We start from the raw sequence: 21694 nt of genomic DNA on the forward strand, positions 1-21694 counted from the left end.
ACGATATTGCCTCCTTTCTAAAAGGGAAGGATCCCCTGTGGTAAATAAATTTGAAGTAAGTAGTTAAATGAAAAATAGAGCACGAGCGTAAATCCGATTGAAACTGCGATCAGCGTTTTCCACTTTGTATAACCAAGTAAACGAGATGTAACGAGCAGGAATAGAATCGTAATAACGACAAATCCTAGGAGCTCAAATAAGAGTATATAGACGAAGATAAGACCTGCAACCGCAAGCAACATCCATACTTCATCTTTTTTAATGTCACTTTTCTTTCGATCTTCAACAGGGTTCTGGACAAATAGTAAAATCGAAAGGGCTATGAGTAAAAATCCCAGTCCTTTCGGAAGAGCGTCAGCATCTACGATGGCGTATGGGAAAGCTGGTAGCTGAAAACTAGAGAAGAGATATAAAATCGATAATACGAATAAAACAATGGCTACTTTCCGTTCAACACTAGCTAGCATAACGAGTCACCTGCCTTTTATAGATACGAAAGGTTAGCAACGGCTAACCTTTCGTTCACCTCTTATTTTGCTAAACCGACTTCCTTTAGAAGTGATTCCATTGTTTTGTATTCTTGATCAAGGAATTCTTTAAATTCGTCACCAGACATAAATTTATCATTCCATCCAAAGTTATCGCGTTGCGTTTTCCATTCATCTGTTTCCATCATGTCTTTGACAGCCTGCTCATAAAATTTTGCTGCTTTAGGGTCCATATCTTTTGGCCCCATAATGCCTCGCCAAACAATGAATTCGTCATCGATTCCTTGTTCTTTAAGCGTTGGAAACTCGGATACTGTTTCACCTTCAAGTGGCTCAGGAGAAGTAATCGCAAGGACTTTCACCTTACCAGCACGTGCCTGTTCCGTTGCTTCAGCGAGTCCAGTTGAATAAACGTCGACTTTATTTCCAAGGAGCATGCTCATTCCACTGCCGTCCTGAGCAGAAACATATTTTAGTTGTTTAATATCTACACCAGCAGCTTTTACCGCTTTTACAAAGGCCATATGATCCATACTTCCAGGAGAAGAGTCCCCGACAACTGAAATCGAAGTTGGATCTTCTTTTAGAGCATCGACAAGGTCATTCATGCTGTCGTATGGTGAATTAGCTGGTACAACAAACGCGGAGTAATCTGCAATTACGCCTGCTATTGGGGTAAAATCATTGTGTCCAAGTTCAGATTGGCCATTTAATGGAACAAACAAAATTGGTGGGGATGTGACGAAAAGCGTATGGTTACCTCCTTTCTTATTTACATAGGACCAACCAACTGCACCTCCGCCTCCAGGTTTATTGGCAACAGCCATCCGTTTATCGATAATCTTTTCTTTCTCCATTACTTTTGAGATTGTTCGTGCTGTTGTATCCCATCCACCGCCTGCTCCTGCTGGCGCAATCATTTCAATTGGCTTATCAGGACTCCATTCACCATTCGATGCAGAGCTTCCTGAACTTTCATTACTTCCGCAAGCACTTAATAGAAGTGCACTCCCCAACAAAAGAGACATGAACAAATTCTTTCTTTGTCTCAACTCTAAAACCCCTTCCCGTTTATGTAATCGCTTTCAAATTAACTAAACTAAATATACCTGATCATTCCATCCGTTTTAAGAAAACGGAAATAAGTTAGTTTTATTTCATTTTGGGCATTTTGATCATAAAGTTTACGAAAAAACCGCAAGTGCCTGTCACCACCCGAATTCTCACAAGTTTTGAAATAAAGCTACAAATTAATCTTGAATTGATTGTTACAATACTTCAAATTCATTCCAATGACCTATGCGGAATGGTCTATAAATGACGCTGTTTTTTGGTAATCCATGACTTAAGTGGTATAGACGACTATAAAGGAAGAGGTTACGATTTGAATAGAATATTCTGAATGTTGGTTCATTTGAAAAGGGAGGAGTCATTCATTTAGCTGTATTCAATTAAAAAGAGGAGGGCACTATGAGAAGAAAAACGCTGTCGCTGCTTCTAACTACGGCACTTGGAACGTCACTTTTAGCCCCTGGATCAGGATTAGCTGCACCCGGTCCGACAATCGAAAAAGAGGGAAAGGTTAACATGCATCAATCGAGAAAAGCTCACCCCGCTTTTTCTTGGGACAACCCGGGACCAACCTCTCCTGTTCTTCACCCTGGCTCATACAAAGGAGCAGGAATGCGTGAAGAACCGCTTCAAGAGATTGACGGTTTACTCCAAAATGCTATTGATGACCAAGTAATGCCTGGCGCTGTTGCTTTTGTTGCAAGAAGAGGACATATCGTGAAGGAAGAAGCATACGGTTATTCGGCTCAATACACAGATGGTGACTTTACTGAAATGGACATTCCGATTCCGATGAGCGAGGATACCATTTTTGATCTTGCTTCTATTAGTAAGCTGTTCACGACGACGGCGGCGATGACGCTTTATGAGGATGGGGCTTTTCAGTTAGATGATCCCGTTGCGAAGTACATTCCTGAATTTGCGGCAAATGGAAAAGAAAACGTTACGATCGAACAGCTCATGACCCACACCTCAGGATTTAAACCGTGGATTCCCCTCTACACAATCGGAGAAGATCGAGAGGATCGCTTAGAGTATGTCTTTCAATACCCACTTCAATCAGCGCCAGGAACAGACTATACATACAGCGACCTGAACATGATTACGCTTGGTGCTTTGATTGAGAGACTCTCAGGTATGCGTCTCGATGAGTATGTAAAGCAGGAAATCACAGAGCCGCTTGGCATGGACGATACGATGTATAACCCGCCTGCTGAATTAAAAGAACGAATCGCCGCAACCGAATACCAGCCGTGGACGAACCGAGGACTCGTTTGGGGCGAGGTACACGATGAGAGCGCCTGGTCACTTGACGGAGTAGCTGGTCATGCCGGTGTATTTTCAACGGCATCGGACCTCGCGACATTTGCGCATATGTATTTGATGGAAGGACGCTACGGCGGAACGCGGATTCTTGAGCCGGCAACTGTCAAACTTTTAACGGAGAACCGGATTCCAGAGTTCCCTGGAGACGATCATGGACTTGGCTGGGAGCTTCAGCAGGGCTGGTTTATGGATGCTTTATCTGAAAGCACTACGCTCGGGCATACCGGGTATACTGGAACGTCGATCGTTGTGAGCCCAACAAATCAAACGATTGCGATTCTGTTAACGAACCGCGTGCATCCTACTCGCGAAACAGTTTCAACGTCACCAACGAGACGAGCATTTGCGAGACAAGTAGCGGATGCGATTCCAGTTGCGATGGATAAAAAGGCAGATCCGTGGTTTGCAGGCTATGGTAATAACGAGTCAAAACATTTAACGGCTGAAGTTGATGTGAAAGAAGAAACCACGCTCGCGTTTGATACATGGTATCAAATGGAGGAAGGCTATGATACAGGAACAGTTGAGGTTTCTGAGGATGGCGAGAAATGGACAGAGGTAGCGTCGCTAACTGGCGCGAGCGAAAGTTGGGAAAGAGAAGAAGTTACGATTCCAGCGAATACGACACAAATTCGCTTTACTTATCATACAGACGGATCAACGAATAAGCGCGGATGGTACGTTGATGATGCCAAACTCGATCAACAGAAAATCTCGTTCACAAGCAATGACTGGGTGAAGCGAGCTTATTAATTTTCAACAAACAGGAGGGGTAAAATGAAAGCACGAAGTAAACGGATCGTTGTCGGGATATTGGCGTTTGTGATGATGTTTTCACAAATGTGGCTGCCAAAGGCTGGTGCAGAAGGTGCGCCACACTTAATTTTAATGGAAAACGTTCCTGAAGTAAGTGCGGCATTTGATGGAGAAACAATGACGCTTCATCCGCTCCACATTTATGAAGACGGTCATTTTATGAAAACAGAGCAGAACCTTACATGGAAGTCATCGAATAAGAATGTTGCGAAAGTGGATGATGATGGTCAAGTAACCCTAACAGGTCAGCGTGGCCGCACATTCATTAGTGTTTCTGATGGCGAAAGCAGCGACCGCATTGCGATTGATTACAAAGTGAATAAATCAGATAAAAAAGCGTCAGCTCCAGCGATTGTTAAGCAAAAAGGAAAGCAATACAACCTGATTGAAAACGCGATTGCGGGCATGACGATGGAAGAAAAAGTGGGTCAAATGCTGATGCCTGATTACCGAAACTGGGATGGTCAAAATGTCACTGAGATGCTTCCAGAAATCGAAGCACAGATCAAACAGTATCACCTCGGCGGTGTGATTTTATTCCGAGAGAATGTCGTAACAACGGAACAAACAACGAAGCTAGTCGCTGATTATCAGGAGGCTTCTGAAAAATACGGCATGCTGATGACAATTGACCAGGAAGGCGGAATCGTTACGCGTCTTCAGTCTGGAACCGACATGCCTGGGAACATGGCGCTTGGCGCAACGCGTTCACCGGAGCTTTCGGAAAAAGTCGGTCATGCGATTGGAGAAGAGCTAGCTTCTCTTGGAATCAATATGAACTTTGCACCTGATATGGATGTGAACAACAATCCAGATAACCCTGTTATTGGCGTTCGTTCATTTGGAGAAGATCCGGAGCTTGTTGCTGATCTCGGGATTGCTTATACAAAAGGACTTCAAGAAACTGGCGTAGCGGCAACGGCAAAGCATTTCCCTGGTCACGGTGATACAGCTGTAGATTCTCACCTCGGCCTGCCTGAAGTTCCTTATGACAAAGATCGCCTTATGGAAGTAGAGCTTTATCCGTTCCAAAAGGCGATGGAAGCTGGGATCGACGCGATCATGACCGCTCACGTGACGTTCCCGAAAATTGATGATACGAAAGTGATCTCGAAAAAAGATGGAACGGAAATTTCGCTTCCTGCCACGCTTTCTCACAAAGTGTTAACCGAATTAATGCGCGATGAGATGGGATATGAAGGCGTCATTACGACAGATGCGATGAACATGGGCGCGATTCAAGATCATTTCGGATCTGTCGATGCAGCGATTCGCGCAGTAAAAGCAGGAACGGATATCGTCTTGATGCCTGTTGGTCTTCAGGAAGTTGCGGAAGGACTATATGCAGCGGTGGAATCTGGTGACATTTCTGAAGAGCGCATTGAAGCGTCTGTTGAACGCATTTTAACGTTAAAAGTGAACAGAGGAATTATCAAGTCTGAGCATCCTATTGATGTAGAAGACCAAATTCAAGAAGCGCTTCAAACAGTTGGATCAGCCGAGCATAAAGCGGTTGAGAAAGAAGCTGCTGACAAGTCGATCACACTTGTGAAAAATGAGGATGTTTTACCGCTTAATGCAAATGATGATGATCACGTTGTCGTGGTTGGGAGAAGTTTTGTGTCTACGCTAGGTGACGCCGTAAAAGCACAGCATGCGAATACGACAGTGATTGAAGCAAATTCCAGCTACACGTTAACGGACGAACAGCGTGAAACAATTGCTTCTGCCGATCAAATTATTGTAGGAACGTACACGTACAGTGTTGGAACACGTTCACCTGAGCATCCGCAAATGCTGATGGTTAACGCCATTATGAATGAAGTAGACGCACCTGTTATAGCCGTTGGCATTCGGAATCCATATGACATTATGGCGTATCCGGATGTTGATAGCTACCTCACACAGTATGGTTTTAGAACAGCGAGTTTTGAAGCAACAGCTGCCACTATTTTTGGTGAAAATGCACCAACAGGAAAGCTACCGATTACGATTCCAGGGGAAACAGGTGGCATCCTTTATAATTTTGGACATGGGTTAACGTACTAACAATGGTGATCGGGGAGAAGCGCTGCTTCTTCCCGATTAAAAAAATGGGGAGGCGTTCGGAATATGAAAAAGTGGATGATTATGCTTGTCACAATGGTGCTTGTCCTTTCATCTTTGTCAGTGGCACTCGCTGATAACAATGGCAAAGGAAATGCGTATGGTCATGATAAAAATAAGAAAAAATTCAAGCTTGGTGTGGAAGTGCTCCTTGAAGATCAGAAAGAGTTGATCGAAGGGAAAAGCGTTGGGCTCATTACAAATCCAACGGGTGTTGATCAAGAGCTTAACAGTATCGTAGATTTATTACACAATGACGCTGATGTTGATTTGAAAGCGCTCTACGGTCCAGAGCATGGCGTTCGTGGAAGTGCGCAGGCCGGAGAATACGTGGAGTATTATATCGATGAAGAAACTGGACTTCCTGTTTATAGTCTCTATGGCGCTACAAAGAAGCCTACTCCTGAAATGCTAGAAGGAATTGACGTGCTCCTCTTTGATATTCAAGACGTTGGAACGCGATTCTACACGTATATTTACACGATGGCTTACGCGATGGAGGCCGCTGCTGAGAATGACATTGAATTTATCGTACTAGATCGACCGAATCCTCTTGGTGGTGAAGCGGTAGAAGGCCCTGTACTTAATGATGAGTACTCTTCTTTCGTTGGAAAATATGAAATTCCACTTCGCCACGGTATGACGGTAGGAGAGCTTGCTCAACTTTTTAATGAAGAATTTGAAATTGGCGCTAATTTGACTGTTGTTGAAATGGATAAGTGGAAGCGGGACATGTACTATGATGACACGCCTCTCGAATGGGTCCTTCCATCGCCAAATATGCCAACGCTTGATACAGCACTCGTCTATCCAGGTGCCGCTTTAATTGAAGGAACGAACGTCTCAGAAGGTCGCGGAACGACAAAGCCATTTGAACTAATCGGTGCACCGTTTATTAATTCAACAGAGCTTGCCAATGAGTTGAACGCCCTTGAGCTTCCAGGCGTAGATTTTAGAGCCGCTTCTTTTACACCTTCTTTTTCGAAGCACGCTGGCAAATTAACACACGGCGTGCAAATTCACGTAACGGATAAGGAAGCATTTGAACCAGTTACAACAGGCCTTAGTCTTGTTAAAACCATTCATGATCTTTACCCAGAAGATTTCGAATTCCGTGCAGAAAATAGCGCTGGCGTTTCGTTCTTTGATCTTCTCGTAGGAAACGGTTGGATTCGAGAAGCGATTGAAAATGGCGAAAGCGTCGAAGAAATGCAGCAGCAGTGGGAAGAAGATCTTGAAAATTTTAAAGAAGTAAGAGAAGGTTACTTGCTTTACTAAGGGTTCAAAGCACTCGTGAAAATGGCGAGTGCTTTTTATATGTAATAAAACTTCACAAAAATACTTACATTATTAAATAAAACTTGTTAAACTAAAGTTATTAGAAAATTCAATATAAAACATCGATGTTGTGAGGGGAGGATCGCTTACGCATTAGGAAGCAGTGAGCTGATTACATAGCGGAAGAAGGATATTGAGACGTGTCATGAAATCATCAGAAGAAATGGGGAAAGCTTGTGAGAAAAGAAGAACGCTTAGCTAGTGAGATTTTACCTCTTCTCGGTGGGCCATCGAATATTCAATCAATAACAAGTTGTATGACGAGACTTCGCGTAACGCCAATTGATTCGTCAAAAGTAGATCTTGAACAATTAAAAGAAATTGACGGCGTGCTCGGTGTTGTCGAGGCTGAAACGGTTCAGGTTATTTTAGGACCAGGCATTGTGACGAAGGTAGCAGAAGAAGTTTCTAAGATGAGTGGCGTCGAAGCTGAGGATTTGGATGATAATGAAGACATTTTTGAAGGACTTGCAGCTCAAACAAAATCAGATTTGAAGCAAAAAAACGCTACGCCTTTCAAATTGTTTTTAAGAAAAATAGCCAGCATCTTTATTCCGCTTATTCCAGCGATCGTAGCCTCAGGGTTAATTGCCGGAATTACGAACATCGTCATTCGATCAGGTGTCGATCCCGAAACGTCAATCGTATCGATTCTTAATTTCATTGGTTGGGGACTGTTTGGGTATCTTGGTATTTTCGTCGGGATTAATGCTGCTAAGGAATTTGGTGGAACCCCTGCACTAGGTGGGATTGCAGGTATTCTGATCATTAACCCGGCCCTTGCGGATATAACGCTCTTTGGTGAACAGCTCGTTCCTGGTCGCGGTGGCTTAGTTGGTGTTATGCTTGCTGCCTTTTTCATGGCCTGGACAGAGCGTCGCGTGCGTCGCTTCGTTCCTTCTTCTCTTGATATTATCGTAACGCCAACGATTTCGGTGTTAATTACAGGGTTTGCGACGTTAATCGTGCTTCAGCCGATCGGCGGATTCGTTTCAGACTTGATTACAAAAGGACTATTAGGATTAATTGACGCTGGAGGTATTTTCTCAGGATTGATTCTTGCAGGAACGTTCCTGCCGCTTGTCGTAACGGGTCTCCATCAGGGACTAACGCCCGTTCATATGGAATTAATTAACACGATTGGTGATGATCCATTGCTTCCGATTCTTGCAATGGGAGGCGCCGGTCAAGTTGGAGCAGCGTTCGCGATTTATTTTAAAACAAAAAATAAGAAGCTTCGAAAAGTCATTAAAGCAGGATTACCAGTTGGGATTTTAGGTATCGGAGAGCCACTAATCTTTGGGGTGACATTGCCACTTGGCCGCCCGTTCGTCACAGCATGTCTCGGTGCAGCGATCGGAGGCGCTTTTGCTGCATTCTTTAAAGTTGCGACCATCGCAATTGGCGTATCCGGCTTGCCGCTCATTTTTCTTGTGAATTCAAATCAAATCCTTTACTACATTATTTCCCTTGTCGTGGCGTACTTCTTTGGCTTTGTCTTCACGTATCTGTTCGGATTTAAAGAAGAGATGACGGTAGCGATTGATAAAGGAGTATCAAAGACGACAGCTGCATAGAGGAGGTACCAAAGTGCTCGGAATGTCTATCTATCTAGGAAGTGATGGTGATATGGAAGGGAAGTTAGAAAAAGCGCAGTCTTTCGGAGTGAAGGTGCTTTTCACTTCCTTACATATACCAGAAGACGATCACACGATCTATCAAACTCGTTTAAAAGAGCTTGGTCGTTTGGCAAATAAATTTAAGATGGAGTTAGTGGCGGACATCTCGCCTCACTCCATCACCTTTTTAGGAATTGAGAACTATGAAGATTTACTAGAGTGGGGATTGAGTGGAATTCGGCCTGATTACGGGTATACTGATGACTTAATCGTTTCACTGTCTCAAAAGATGAAAGTTGGTCTTAATGCAAGCACCGTGACAAGAAAAGAAATCAAGCGGTGGATTGAATTAGGTGCAAACATTCGAAATCTCGAAGCTTGGCATAACTATTACCCACGTCCTGAAACGGGACTTGATGAGGAATTCTTTTCTGAGAGAAATCGATTATTTAAAGAATACGGCATCCAAACGATGGCATTCATTCCTGGAGATGGACAGCTGAGAGGACCTATCTATGCGGGCTTACCAACACTTGAGAAACATCGCCACGTGCCACCGCACATCGCCTGCGCTGACCTTCTTTATCACTACAATGTGGACCACGTGCTGGTTGGGGATATTTCGATTAGCGACGATCAGCTTCGTAAACTATTACTTCTTTCAGAGGGCGTAATTCCACTTGAAGTGGAGAATTCAAATGCACAGTTTGATAGATTCCACGTCGCAGGTCGTCATGAAAATCGACCTGATCCAGCTCGAGATGTGATTCGTTCCGCGGCTTCCAGACGTTTTCATGATCGTCCTGAGCCCATGAGTTCGATGGAACGAAAATGTGGGGCGGTGACGATTGATAACGTGAACTATGGCCGCTATGCCGGTGAAATCCAGCTAACAAAACGCGATCTTCCGTCAGATGATCGAGTGAACGTAATTGGAAATGTAACACCAACTGATTTGCCGCTTTTACAATGGATCGGGGCGTCGCAGCCCTTTGACTTACGTTTGAAAAATGATGCTACAGATGAAAGGAATTAATGAAATGAATTTAACGAACATCCAGACTGAGCGAAGAAACCAAAACACACTCAGGATTGATCAAATGACAACGTATGAAATTCTTCACGTGATAAATCAAGAAGATCATGTGATACCAGGAGCCGTTAAAGCATCGTTGCCTATCATTGAACAACTCGTTGATCAAATTGTCGAGGCTTTTCAGAAGGACGGTCGCTTAATTTACGTTGGGGCAGGAACGAGTGGCAGGCTCGGTGTTCTTGATGCATCAGAATGTCCACCTACGTTCGGCACCCCATCTGAACAGGTGATCGGCGTCATTGCAGGAGGAGATCAGGCGCTTCAATATGCTCTTGAAGGAGCAGAAGACGATGAAGAACAGGCCGTAGAGGATATGAAGAAGCTTAATCTTACTTCAAACGATGTGGTTGTTGGTATCGCCGCAAGTGGAAGAACGCCTTATACAGTAGCAGCCATGGCGTACGCGAAAACAGTAGGTGCTACGGTTGGTGCGGTTACTTGTAGTCGTCACTCGAAAATGGAGGAAGTGGCCCATTACAGTATCGTTGCGGATGTAGGGCCAGAAGTCGTAACAGGATCAACGCGTATGAAAGCGGGAACGGCTCAGAAGCTTGTCCTGAACATGCTGACAACCGCTTCCATGATTAAAATTGGTAAGGTTTACAGCAATTTAATGGTTGATGTTGTGCCGACGAATCGGAAACTCGTGCAGCGCGGAAAGAACATTGTCGCTGAAATCGCAGGGGTATCGATCGAAGAGGCTGAAAAATCGTTAGAAAAATATGGCTCAACTAAAGCGGCTATTCTTTCCTTATTAACAGGATTAACAGGTGAAGCGGTTCACGCTACGTTAGAAAGGTATGATGGTCACTTAAGAAAAGCAATTGAATCTGCTGTTGTGCCGAGCTAGACTGAGAGGATATGCTAAAATGAAATGATTGAAAATTTATAAGATAAAGGTGGGCTAGTTATGAACGGTGGCCTGATCAGTCTTCAGGAATCAATCACTTCATTAAAACCTTCAGAACGAAAAGTGGCGGAATACATTATTCATTACCCGGAAGAAGTGATCAATCTATCAATCCAGAAGCTCTCAAAACGAACAGAAGTAAGCGAAGCGACGATCATACGTCTGGCTCGTACGCTAAATTACAAAGGATTTCAAGAACTGAAGCTTCGGATTGCAGGGGATCTTGCGACAAAGCAAACGAGTAAATCTTATCAAGAAATTTCGATTGATGGTACAGTTGATTCGTTTATTGAAAACGTCTCAAACAACAACATTCAATCGATCAATGATACGATCTCGGTTCTTTCAAAAGAGGAAGTGGAAAAAGCGATCGCTGCCCTTAGTCAGGCGCGCAAAATTGCCCTGTTTGGCATTGGGGCATCTGGCTTAATTGCTCAGGATTTTAAACAAAAGCTTTCTCGCATCAACCGCTGGTGTGAAGCGGGCGTTGATTATGATACACAAGGTACGATTAGCGCGAACCTCGAGGAGCAGGATGTTGTTTTTGGTATCTCCTACTCAGGTCAAACGAACGATATCATTGAATCGCTTAAAATCGCAAAGGATAACGGCGCCACCGTTATAACATTAACCAAGTACGGCACGAACCCGGTATCCGATCTTGCTGATATTAAGCTGTTCACAAGCTCTCTTGAGAAAAGCATTCGTAGCGGTGCGATGAGCTCACGTATTTCTCAGCTTAATGTAATTGATATTTTATACGTAGGCATGACAAGCCGAAACTACGAGGAAAGCGTAGCGGCACTTGAACGCACGCGAAAAGCGGTGGAGGTTGCGAAAAAGCATGGTTGAAATTGACGCCTATCTCCGCGATCTTATTGTCAAAAAGGAGCTTCCTGGCGCTGTTCTTCACGTTCAACAGAAAGGGAGCACCGTTTTCCATCGTGCATACGGTGGATTTATCGATTCGAACCATCAATCCCACACCATGAAAATATCAACACGATTTGACATTGCTTCCTTAACAAAAGTAATGGCCACCCTTCCGTCGATCCTATGGCTTGTTGACAACACATCTGTTGAACTCGATCACACGATTCAAACCTACATCCCAGAATTCGTAAACCAAGAGATTACGATTCGTCAGGCGCTTACCCATACGACAGGACTTCCAGCCGATCTTATGCCACCCGTCCAACGATTTGAGAAGCGTGATGTTTTTAATGAAGTAGTGAATGCTGAACTTGTTTCTAAGCCTGGAAACGTTGTGAGGTATAGTGATCTTGGCATGATTTTACTAGGAGTGGTCATTGAAAAGGTGTCTGGCCGGCCTATTTCCACTTTTACAAAGAAGGTTCTCTATAAACCGTTGGGGTTAACACAGACCAGCTTTCATCCAGAGCAACCGCTGCAAGTCGCTTCAACAGAGTGGACGAAAGACCGCTATCTACAAGGAGAAGTACATGATGAAAAAGCGCTCCATCTTGGCGGCGCGAGCGGAAGTGCTGGTCTCTTTTCTACTGCGAGTGATGTTGGCAATTTTGGATCTTATTTTCTTTATCCAGAAACGCAAACGGTGCTATCACAAACTCTGATGAAAAAAGCACGAAATCACGTTGCTGAAAACCGCGGCATGGGGTTTGAAGTGTGGAGCGGGAAAGGCACTACTTTATCATGCGGAAGGGGGTGGTCAGCAGGAAGCTTCGGCCACACGGGATTTACGGGAACGAGTTTGTGGATTGATCCGCAGAAAGAGCTTATTGTTACGTTTTTAACGAATGTTGTTCAGTATGGAAGGAAGCACAACATGAAACACATTCGTCCTGATCTTCATTCTTTGATTCACGCTCATTTTACTAACTAAACGAGGGGGAAAAGTAATGAATAGAATGAAAGCGTTTACTTTAACGGGTTTTTTAGCATTTATCTTAGTCTTATCCGCATGTAGCTCTGAAAGTGGTGGCAATTCAGGAGATTCTGAAGCTAGTGAAGACAGCGTTACGCTAACGATTGGCAGCTGGCGAACAGAAGATAAAGCAAGCTATCAAAAAATCATCGATAAATTTAATGAAGAAAACCCGGACATTAACGTTGAGTTTAAACCTTCAAAAAACACGGAGTATAACACGATTTTAAACACGGCCCTTCAAAGTGGGGAAGGACCTGATATCATTCACCTTCGTCCTTATACACCTGGGATCGAGCTTGCGGATGCAGGATACTTGGAGCCGCTTGATGATTTAGAAGGCCTAGATCAATATCCAGAAGAAACGCTTGCCGCTTCAAAAGGATCGGATGATAAGCAATATGGTGTACCGCTTAATATGAGCACGACCCAAATGTTTTACAACAAAAAAATGTTTGAAGAAATGGGCCTTGAAGAACCACAAACGTGGGATGAGTTCATGGCGCTAAATGAAAAAATTAAGAAAGAAGGTACGACACCGATCGCCCTTGGTACAAAAGAAGGCTGGCTGTTGTCGTTGTCTCACGGAATCATTGGGCCGGCTCATTATGGTGGCAATGAGTTCGTCGATCAAATTACAGCAGGCGAAACCGATTTTACAAGCGACGAATTTCAAAGCTCGATTGACGCAATGGATGAGCTAAAACAGTTTTTCCCTGATAACTATGAAGGACTTGGGATGGAAGATATTCGCACGATGTTCTTTACAGGTGACGCAGCGATGTTCCCGCTAGGAAGCTGGGAAATTGAAGTGCTACGTGAAATGAATCCTGACCTTGAACTCGGTTTCTTCCCGATTCCGTCTGCTGTTGGAAAAGAGCCGACGATTACAACATGGGTGGATGGCTCATATGCGATCAATGCGAGTTCTGAGCATAAAGATGCCGCAAAGAAATTTCTTCAGTTTATGACAACGGAAGAGTTTGGCACGATGTTCACAGAAGAATTTAAAATGATCAGCGCGATCCCAGGGATTGAGTCTGAGGATGAGCTTGTGAATGCCCTCGGAAAAGCAGCAGAAGAGCAGTCGACACCTTACATGATGCTTGTTCACTTTGCTGGTGGAAATCCGTCCACGAAAGCGACAATTGAAACAGAGCTACAAGGTATGTACCTTGGTGAACGCACGCCAGAGGAAGTAGCGAAGACGGTTCAGGAAAGCGCGCAGTGAGCCACTACAGAAATAAGGGGCGGAGAGTATGAAACCAGCTACGAATTCAAATTCAGTCGTCAAAATGAAGAAGGAGAGGAACTGGAAAAGGTGGACCATCCACCTTTTTCCTATTCCTGCTCTTCTTATCTATGGGCTATTTATTGTTTATCCACTATTTGCTGCATTAACGTACAGCTTTTTTGATTGGAAAGGGATTGTGCGCGGAGAGTTTGTCGGCTTAAAGAATTTCAAGGATCTCTTTACACTTGAGCCGTTTTCAGGACTTTTCTGGAATGCTTTTGGCCACAACATTCTTTATTTCGTGCTACAGATGATTTTCCAAAACGGTCTTGCTTTTATTCTGGCTTATATTATTTATAAAAAAGTAAAAGGGTCGGAATTTCTTAAAATTGCTTACTTCCTGCCACGACTGTTATCCGTAATCGTTGTCGGATTTTTATGGAAGCTGATTTTAAATCCAAACTACGGTGCACTAAATGTCATTCTTGAGAAGCTCGGTTTGGAACAGCTCCAAAAAGCGTGGCTTGGTGATCCAGATACAGCTCTTATTTCAATTATTCTCGTTAACTGCTGGTATGGGATCGGGTTCGGTGTGCTCATTTTTCTTGCTGGTCTTCAGTCGATTCCAAAGGAACTGTTTGAAGCAGGTAAGCTCGATGGCGCAGATGGCCTTTCGATGATCCGAAAAATTGTTCTTCCGTTAATGGTTCCTTCGTTCATGATTATGACGGTCCTTACGTTTATTCAATCGTTCGAGGCATTCGAACTTGTCTATGCGATGCAGGGATCGCAAGGAGAACCTTATCACTCGACGGATACGCTTGCGATTTACTTCTATCGCCTCGCATTCGGCGGCTCCGCAGGTGGATCAACGACGGCAGTTGGACTAGGATCCGCACTGGCGGTTGTGCTCTTTCTCTTTATCTCATTTTTTACCGCACTTTATTTACGCTACATGCAGAAAAAACAAGTGGACATGTAAGGAGGCGAACTGATGAACCATACGATCTGGACGAGACCGTTTTACTATGTATTTGCTTTTCTGATCGCATCGATCAGCATCTATCCGATTTTATTAATGATCCTTTCGTCTTTCAAAACGAGCGCGGAGATTTTCACAAGTCCACTCTCCTTGCCGAAGACGTTCAACCTTGATACGTACCGGAGCTTACTTGAAATGATTCCGTTTACGACGTATTTTATGAACAGCGTTTTTGTGAGTGTTGTATCTGTGTTATTAATTCTGATCACATCTTCACTCGCTGCTTTCTATATTGCACGCTTCACATTCGTCTGGAATAACATTATTTTCTTTTTTTTCCTGATGGGGATGATGCTTCCGATTAAACTTGGCATCGTGCCGTTGTTTATTTTAATGAAAGATTTGAATCTATTAAACTCCTTATGGTCGCTGATTTTTATGTATGTGGCAACGGGGATACCCCTTTCGATTCTTATTTTGACCGGATTCTTCAGAACGATGCCGCGCGAGCTTGAAGAAGCGGCACGAATTGATGGAGCTGGAAATCTGCGTATTTTATGGAATGTTGTTCTTCCCTTAATGCGTCCAGCGCTCGGAACGGTTATGATTATTCAATTTATCCAATCGTGGAATGATTTCTTTTTTCCGCTTATTTTTATTACGGATGATCTGAAAAAGACGATTCCGGTTGGCATGCTTTCACTTTTCGGTGAATACTCTGCAGACTGGGGGGCGCTTTTTGCAGGGCTCACGTTAGCTTCACTGCCGATGATTGTGCTTTTCTTCATCGCATCGAAACAATTTATGGAAGGACTGACTCAGGGTGCCATTAAATAAAAAAGTGTATATGGGGATAGACGGCGGTGGCACGAAGACGGTTGGCCTCATTTGTAATCAGGACGGTGTAATCCTCTTAAAAAGTGTTGCCGGATCAACTAATGTGAAATCACGTAAGGAAGAAGAAGTTCGAGCGGCGATTCATCAGGTAACCATTGAATTAATGTCTGGTGTAAAAGAGGAAGAGCTTTGTAGCGTTTTTGTCTCCACAGCGGGTGGTGACCGAGAAGAAGATCAGCTGCGCTGGAAAAAGTGGATGTTGGAGGTCCTGCCAGGATATAAAGGAGGACTCGAGGTTCGGAACGATGCCTACGGTGCGTTAGCAAGCGGAACCTTTTCCATGGAAGGAACAGTCTTGATCGCTGGAACGGGTTCGATTGCTTATGCTTTAGATCCGGATGGCTCAAGACGAGCGGGTGGTTGGGGTTATTTGTTTGGAGATGAAGGCAGCGGCTATGATATTGGACAGCATGCGCTTCGCACTGTTGCGATGATGCATGATGGAAGATTAATCGTAGATAAAGCCTTTTGTGACGAACTTCTTTCCTTCTTGAAGTTAACCAGTGTTCCCGAGATGATTACGGCGATTTATGAGGATCCATATGCGCGTATGAAAATCGCTTCTGTGGCTGAAGTGGTGATCGCCCTAGCGGAAAAGCGAAATCCGACAGCTTTGGAGCTCGTTCAGCATGCGTATCAAAAGTTGAGCGAGTTAATAGATGCGATTGAGGTGCGGAGCGGTAGGCTCGTCGTTTGTGGAGGATTGATGGAGTCGTCTTTTTTCCAGGATGGGCTTGTTAAGGAAGTAAAAAAAAGCGGTATTAGCAATGTGTTTTTCCCGACTTTATCACCAGCAGTAGGCGCATGTATTTGTGCCTTGATTGTGAATGGGGAACCGATTACCGAAGAGCGAAAATCAAATCTTATGTCGTCTTATCACGTCATGAGCGGATAACGAATAGGAGAGATGCAAATGAGCGATGAAAACAATGCGAAAACGGAAATGAGAAATGCAAAGTCGGAAAATCTTCATCAGTTTTCAACACTTGAGATTATTGAGCTAATGAATGAGGAGGATGCGAGCGTTGCTGGAGTTGTGAAAATCGCTCTTCCTCAGATTGAAAAAGTGATTGATGAGGTTGTTGGTGTGATAAGAAATGGCGGGAAACTCTATTATTTTGGTGCTGGTACTAGCGGACGTCTCGGCGTATTAGATGCTTCGGAGTGCCCGCCGACATTTGGTGTTGCGGCGGATCTTGTGAATGGCGTCATTGCAGGAGGAGACCAGGCGCTTCGTTATCCAATTGAGGGAGCAGAAGATCGTCAGGAACTTGGTGCTGAAGATGTACGAAAGCATGTAAGCGCGCGTGATTTCGTGATTGGCATTGCTTCAAGTGGAAAAACGCCTTACGTGCTTGGGGCGATGGAAGCGGCAAATGAAATAGGTGCGAAGACGGCGGGGATTTCATGCAATACGAACGCTCTGCTTTCGAAAATCGTTACATACGCGATTGAACTACCAGTTGGACCAGAAGTGGTGACGGGATCCACCCGGTTAAAAGCAGGAACGGCTCAGAAGATGGTGTTAAATATGATTACGACTGCTTCCATGGTGAAGCTTGGAAAGGTGTACCGCAATTTAATGGTCAATGTGCAGGCGTCGAATGACAAGCTGCGGAAGCGGACTGTTTCGATTATTCAGGAGTTGACGGGAGTTAGTAAGAGAGAAGCCGCGCGTTATAGTGAACAGGCGGAAGGGGATGCACGGGTAGCGGTGTTGATGATTTTGTTGAAGCTGGATGGGGAGAGAGCGAGGCAGATTCTAGAGGAGAAAGGTGGAGATTTTGTAGCGGTGATGGAGGATAGGGGTCAGGCTCGAGCCTGACCCCTAAGAAGTACAAGTGAGAGAAATGGATAATTAGCTATCTACAAAATCAAACATAGATACTAGCGAACAATAAAAATACCAACGCACTTTTTTGGATTTTCGACAAATCAGCTAAACATTATTTCTACATGTTTGGATAAATATGTAGCGAAAAGGTAGTAACAAAGGGATTTATGAAGAAAGGAGGCTGGGAATAATGAAAGAATTTCTTTTTTCTAGCTTTTTCTCTTCCTTATTCCTGGTTTAAAAGGTAGATTTGTCTGTTGACATGTTCTTTATATAGAACTAAAATAGTAAATAATCACAATTGTTCGAAAAGAGAGCCGAAGAGTTATTTTCTTGGTTAATGGAACTTTGGAATAGGGTGTTCATTATAAAGAATGCACCAAATTGAAAGTAAAATCTATTAAAAAGGTGGGCCTTATGTCTAAATTTCAGTATGAAAATAACAGTACTAATTCACCGGATAAAGAAATAAATTTGAAAGAATATTTCGCTGTACTAAAATCACGTTTTTGGATTGTTATTGTTTTTGCCTTTCTAACTACTGCTGGAGGCTACTTCTACAGTCAATACACTTACGTACCCCTTTTTGAAACTTCTACAAGAATTATCGTTGAGACAGAAGAACAGGATATGAAAACACTGATGGTTATGATCAAAGACCCCATTATTATGGAAAAGGTTAAAAAAGATTTGAATTTACAAAGTTCTGCAGAAGGTATTGCAAACCGAATTACGGTTGAGCAAGTTGATGAATCACGAGTGGTTCGAATCTCAGTTATCGATACAAATCCCAAAGAAGCCGTTGCCATCGCAAATGCGACTGCCAAAACATACAAAAGTGAGGTCGTGAAGCTTCTTGATTTTAAAGAAGTACAGTTGTTATCTGAAGCGAAACTCAATCCGTATCCTATCAACGAATCGCAAAATAAAGTCGTTATGGCTGCTGCCGTATTCGGGTTGATTGCTGGAGTAGGCTTAATCTTTTTGTTAGATTCATTGGACGGAACTGTGAAACGTGAAAGCGATGTTGAAGAGATATTGGGTGTTCCGGTGATTGGAAGTGTATCAAATATGAATAAGAAGAAATTTGTCTCAAAGAAAAGAAAAGCGAGAAGTTACGAGGTAAGGAGTGAATCAGTTGATCTCAAGTAAAAAGGGACGAGCTACCTTAAAGAAACGAAATCTAATCACTCTTTCTCATTCAAACTCTACCATTTCGGACCAATTCCGTACAATTCGAACGAATATGCGCTTTTTAGCGAAAGAAAAAGAGGAACGTGTTTTTCTTATTACTTCTCCCGGTGTTGGAGAAGGTAAATCAACAATGACTGCTAACCTGGCTGTTTCATTAGCACAACAGAAAGAAAAAGTGCTTTTAATTGATGCGAACCTTCGCTCTCCAATCGTTGATCAAATCTTTAAAGTCTCAAACGAAGTTGGACTAACAGATGTGTTAACTTATAAAAAAAGTTTTCAAGATGCCGTTCATCATTCTGAGATAGGAAGATTAGAGATTCTTACAAGTGGTCAGCATGCAAGCAATCCTGCTGAGTTACTTGGGAATGAGATGATGAGAGAATTACTTGTGATGGCTGGAGAAAATTATGACTTTGTGCTTGTTGACTCGCCGTCCGTTTTAACCTCTACAGAAACCAGAATGCTCGCAAATATATGTGATGGTATTATTCTCGTTTTAAATAGAGGGAAAACAGATCTTGAAAATGCTGCAAAAGCAAGAAGAGTATTAGAATTAGCACATGCTAATCTTATGGGAGCGATTGTCAATAAAAAATAATCACATTTTTGTGTTCTTTATTAAGAATAAAAGGTTAAGTTAATAGTTTGGCGATGCCTTCTTGCCAATATCAATGAAGGCACTCGATCATACTGTGGGTTTTCGGACCTTAGACGCTAGTCGTCGATGGTGTGGTGTGAGGATGGGTTAGATGCCCATTTTTAATTTATTTAAGTGTTCTTAATAAAGTTCTAAGTATGAGGTTTTGAAGAACCTCATACTTAGAACTTTATTCTCTAAGGGGGCAATGCTGTTGAAACAAACTGAAGATTATCCTAAATCAATTCCCAAAGCGATCAACTACATTAAACAGAAGTCTTCAGCAGACCAATTGAAAACAATTAGTAGACTCATTGATGCTGCTATTGAAAGAAGAAAAAGTTTATTGAAGTACTAACTTGAGGGGAGGAAAGACATGACCTACCGACAAAGGTTGCCTTTTTTTATTTTAATTGATTCATGTATTGTGTTAACCGCCATTTTTTTTAGTCAATTTCTAGTTGGTGCAACGGTCCACGTTATTACCTTTTCGATTGTTTTAAGTTCAGCCGTAATTTTAATCAGTCATCATTTATTTTCATTTCGCTTTAACCTGTATAAGAAAGTTTGGGAATACGCCAGTATAGGAGAGTTAGTCGTTATTCTCCAAACGGTTACCTTTTCCATTCTTATCGCCGCCATTTTTCAACAATTTATTTTAAAAGATATCTCATTTCGTTTGTTGATGGCGACATGGATTCTTCATTTACTATTAATTGGTGGTTCACGCTTTTGTTGGAGATTGTATCGTGACATGGTGATGAACAAATCGAATAGCAAGCGGAAGACACTCATCGTGGGAGCCGGTTCAGCCGGTACGATGGTAGTCAGGCAGTTGCTTAAATACAATGATTCAGACCTTTCGCCAGTAGGATTTATTGATGACGATATACGAAAACAAAACCTGGATGTTTATGGAATACCTATACTTGGTGGAATTCATTTGATTGAAAAGAAAGTGAAAGAATTAGACATCGAAAACATCATTGTTGCCATCCCATCGTTAAATAAAAAAGAACTGCAGAAAATTTTCAGAGAATGTGCAAAAACAGAAGCTAAAACGCAAATCCTTCCCATGCTTGAGGATCTTATGACTGGAAAAGTTTCCGTTAATCAGTTTAGAGATGTTAAAGTTGAGGATTTATTGGGACGCGAACCAGTGAAGTTAGATATCGATGTGATTTCAAACTCGATCACGAATAAAACGGTTCTCGTTACAGGAGCTGGAGGATCGATCGGATCAGAAATTTGTAGACAAATCTCACTATTTAATCCAAAACAATTGATTCTTCTTGGTCATGGGGAAAACAGCATTTACTCAATTGAAATGGAATTAAAAGAAGTTTTTCGAAATACAGATATCGAATTTATTACAGAAATAGCAGACGTTCAGGATGCCGGAAAAATGGTAAGTATTATGGGACGCTATCAGCCTGATGTGGTCTACCATGCGGCTGCTCACAAACACGTACCATTAATGGAAAGAAATCCTGAAGAAGCAGTGAAAAACAACTTAATAGGAACGTTGAATGCTGCTAATGCAGCTAGTTGGAGCGGGGTTAAAACGTTTGTAATGATCTCATCTGATAAAGCTGTTAATCCGACAAGTGTCATGGGAGCTACAAAGCGTTTATCAGAAATGATTGTTCAAAACCTTGATCGCAAGAGTACTACCAAGTTCGTTGCAGTAAGATTTGGGAATGTTCTAGGAAGTCGTGGAAGTGTCATTCCGTTGTTTAAGAAACAAATTCAAAAAGGTGGTCCTATAACAGTTACTCATCCCGATATGATCCGATTCTTTATGACGATACCAGAAGCATCAAGGCTTGTCATTCAGGCAGGGACACTTGCTGAAGGTGGAGAAATTTTTGTTCTTGATATGGGTGAACCTGTTAAAATTGTCGATCTGGCAAAGAACCTCATTAAGTTATCAGGTCATTCAGTTGATGATATAGGAATTGAATTTAGCGGAATTCGTCCTGGGGAAAAGTTATACGAGGAGTTACTAAATAAAGAAGAAGTACATGCAGAACATGTTTATCCGAATATTTATGTTGGTAAAACGTCGGAGCTATACTTAGAAGAAATCGAAGAACTAATTGAAACTTTTGCAGATATGGATCAAGAAACGTTGCGAAATAGACTGTTGCAACTAGCTAATCATCGTGTTGAGTCCGAACCACTACTTTCAGGTTAATTTCTATGTCTGAATGTTCTTTATTAAGAATGATCATGTA

At 42.7% G+C, this 21694-nt stretch carries 19 protein-coding genes; 17 read left to right on the top strand and 2 right to left on the bottom strand.

Annotated elements, in window-relative coordinates:
* Positions 1-17: 17 nt before the first annotated feature.
* Together PQ578_RS02110 and PQ578_RS02115 are read right to left on the bottom strand one after the other, a co-directional pair.
* Positions 18-467 (bottom strand): tripartite tricarboxylate transporter TctB family protein, encoded by a 450-nt coding sequence (locus tag PQ578_RS02110; protein ID WP_273831986.1) that lies wholly within the window; start codon positions 465-467, stop codon positions 18-20.
* Between the two features lie 62 nt (positions 468-529).
* On the bottom strand, positions 530-1516 hold the full coding sequence (locus PQ578_RS02115) for a tripartite tricarboxylate transporter substrate binding protein (RefSeq protein ID WP_273833227.1): 987 nt from the start codon (positions 1514-1516) through the stop codon (positions 530-532).
* A 442-nt stretch (positions 1517-1958) separates the two neighbouring features.
* Here PQ578_RS02115 and PQ578_RS02120 point away from each other — a divergent pair, with 442 nt between their 5' ends.
* The 17 genes from PQ578_RS02120 to PQ578_RS02200 all read left to right on the top strand — a co-directional run bounded on the left by PQ578_RS02120 (position 1959) and on the right by PQ578_RS02200 (position 21654).
* Entirely contained in the window at positions 1959-3638 is a 1680-nt protein-coding gene (locus PQ578_RS02120; RefSeq protein WP_273831988.1) for a serine hydrolase domain-containing protein, read from the top strand.
* 24 nt (positions 3639-3662) lie between these two features.
* Complete coding sequence (locus tag PQ578_RS02125; RefSeq protein WP_273831989.1) at positions 3663-5750, top strand: glycoside hydrolase family 3 protein; 2088 nt, start codon at positions 3663-3665, stop codon at positions 5748-5750.
* A 63-nt stretch (positions 5751-5813) separates the two neighbouring features.
* Positions 5814-7085 carry an exo-beta-N-acetylmuramidase NamZ family protein gene (locus tag PQ578_RS02130; protein ID WP_273831990.1) on the top strand — a complete coding sequence of 424 codons (1272 nt, stop codon included), beginning with the start codon at positions 5814-5816 and terminating at the stop codon, positions 7083-7085.
* A gap of 236 nt (positions 7086-7321) precedes the next feature.
* Positions 7322-8722, top strand: a complete 1401-nt coding sequence (locus PQ578_RS02135; protein WP_273831991.1) for a PTS transporter subunit EIIC — start codon at positions 7322-7324, stop codon at positions 8720-8722.
* Positions 8723-8744: 22 nt separating this feature from the next.
* Entirely contained in the window at positions 8745-9800 is a 1056-nt protein-coding gene (locus tag PQ578_RS02140) for a DUF871 domain-containing protein (protein WP_273833228.1), read from the top strand.
* 4 nt (positions 9801-9804) lie between these two features.
* A complete protein-coding gene (gene murQ / locus PQ578_RS02145; RefSeq protein WP_273831992.1) occupies positions 9805-10710 on the top strand; it encodes an N-acetylmuramic acid 6-phosphate etherase in 906 nt (301 codons plus the stop codon).
* A 60-nt stretch (positions 10711-10770) separates the two neighbouring features.
* Positions 10771-11622 carry a MurR/RpiR family transcriptional regulator gene (locus PQ578_RS02150; RefSeq protein ID WP_098445160.1) on the top strand — a complete coding sequence of 284 codons (852 nt, stop codon included), beginning with the start codon at positions 10771-10773 and terminating at the stop codon, positions 11620-11622.
* A complete protein-coding gene (locus PQ578_RS02155; RefSeq protein WP_273831993.1) occupies positions 11615-12634 on the top strand; it encodes a serine hydrolase domain-containing protein in 1020 nt (339 codons plus the stop codon). Before PQ578_RS02150 ends, PQ578_RS02155 begins: the two co-directional genes overlap by 8 nt.
* Positions 12635-12650: 16 nt before the next feature.
* Entirely contained in the window at positions 12651-13907 is a 1257-nt protein-coding gene (locus PQ578_RS02160; protein WP_273831994.1) for an ABC transporter substrate-binding protein, read from the top strand.
* Positions 13908-13935: 28 nt separating this feature from the next.
* Positions 13936-14892 carry a carbohydrate ABC transporter permease gene (locus tag PQ578_RS02165; RefSeq protein WP_273831995.1) on the top strand — a complete coding sequence of 319 codons (957 nt, stop codon included), beginning with the start codon at positions 13936-13938 and terminating at the stop codon, positions 14890-14892.
* Positions 14893-14904: 12 nt separating this feature from the next.
* Positions 14905-15729, top strand: coding sequence for a carbohydrate ABC transporter permease (locus tag PQ578_RS02170; protein ID WP_273831996.1), 825 nt, complete (start codon positions 14905-14907; stop codon positions 15727-15729).
* Positions 15716-16684 carry an N-acetylglucosamine kinase gene (locus PQ578_RS02175; RefSeq protein WP_273831997.1) on the top strand — a complete coding sequence of 323 codons (969 nt, stop codon included), beginning with the start codon at positions 15716-15718 and terminating at the stop codon, positions 16682-16684. Before PQ578_RS02170 ends, PQ578_RS02175 begins: the two co-directional genes overlap by 14 nt.
* A gap of 18 nt (positions 16685-16702) precedes the next feature.
* Positions 16703-17614: an N-acetylmuramic acid 6-phosphate etherase gene (gene murQ / locus PQ578_RS02180; protein ID WP_273831998.1), complete on the top strand. Its 912-nt coding sequence runs from the start codon at positions 16703-16705 to the stop codon at positions 17612-17614.
* A 426-nt stretch (positions 17615-18040) separates the two neighbouring features.
* Positions 18041-18775, top strand: coding sequence for a YveK family protein (locus tag PQ578_RS02185; protein ID WP_273831999.1), 735 nt, complete (start codon positions 18041-18043; stop codon positions 18773-18775).
* A complete protein-coding gene (locus PQ578_RS02190; RefSeq protein WP_273832000.1) occupies positions 18753-19418 on the top strand; it encodes a CpsD/CapB family tyrosine-protein kinase in 666 nt (221 codons plus the stop codon). The genes PQ578_RS02185 and PQ578_RS02190 overlap by 23 nt, the downstream gene beginning before the upstream one ends.
* Before the next feature lie 253 nt (positions 19419-19671).
* Positions 19672-19815 carry a hypothetical protein gene (locus tag PQ578_RS02195; protein ID WP_273832001.1) on the top strand — a complete coding sequence of 48 codons (144 nt, stop codon included), beginning with the start codon at positions 19672-19674 and terminating at the stop codon, positions 19813-19815.
* Between the two features lie 18 nt (positions 19816-19833).
* Positions 19834-21654 (top strand): polysaccharide biosynthesis protein, encoded by a 1821-nt coding sequence (locus tag PQ578_RS02200; protein WP_273832002.1) that lies wholly within the window; start codon positions 19834-19836, stop codon positions 21652-21654.
* Positions 21655-21694: the final 40 nt, after the last annotated feature.

This window comes from Guptibacillus sedimenti (assembly GCF_028610665.1).
GTDB lineage: Bacteria > Bacillota > Bacilli > Bacillales > Guptibacillaceae > Guptibacillus > Guptibacillus sedimenti.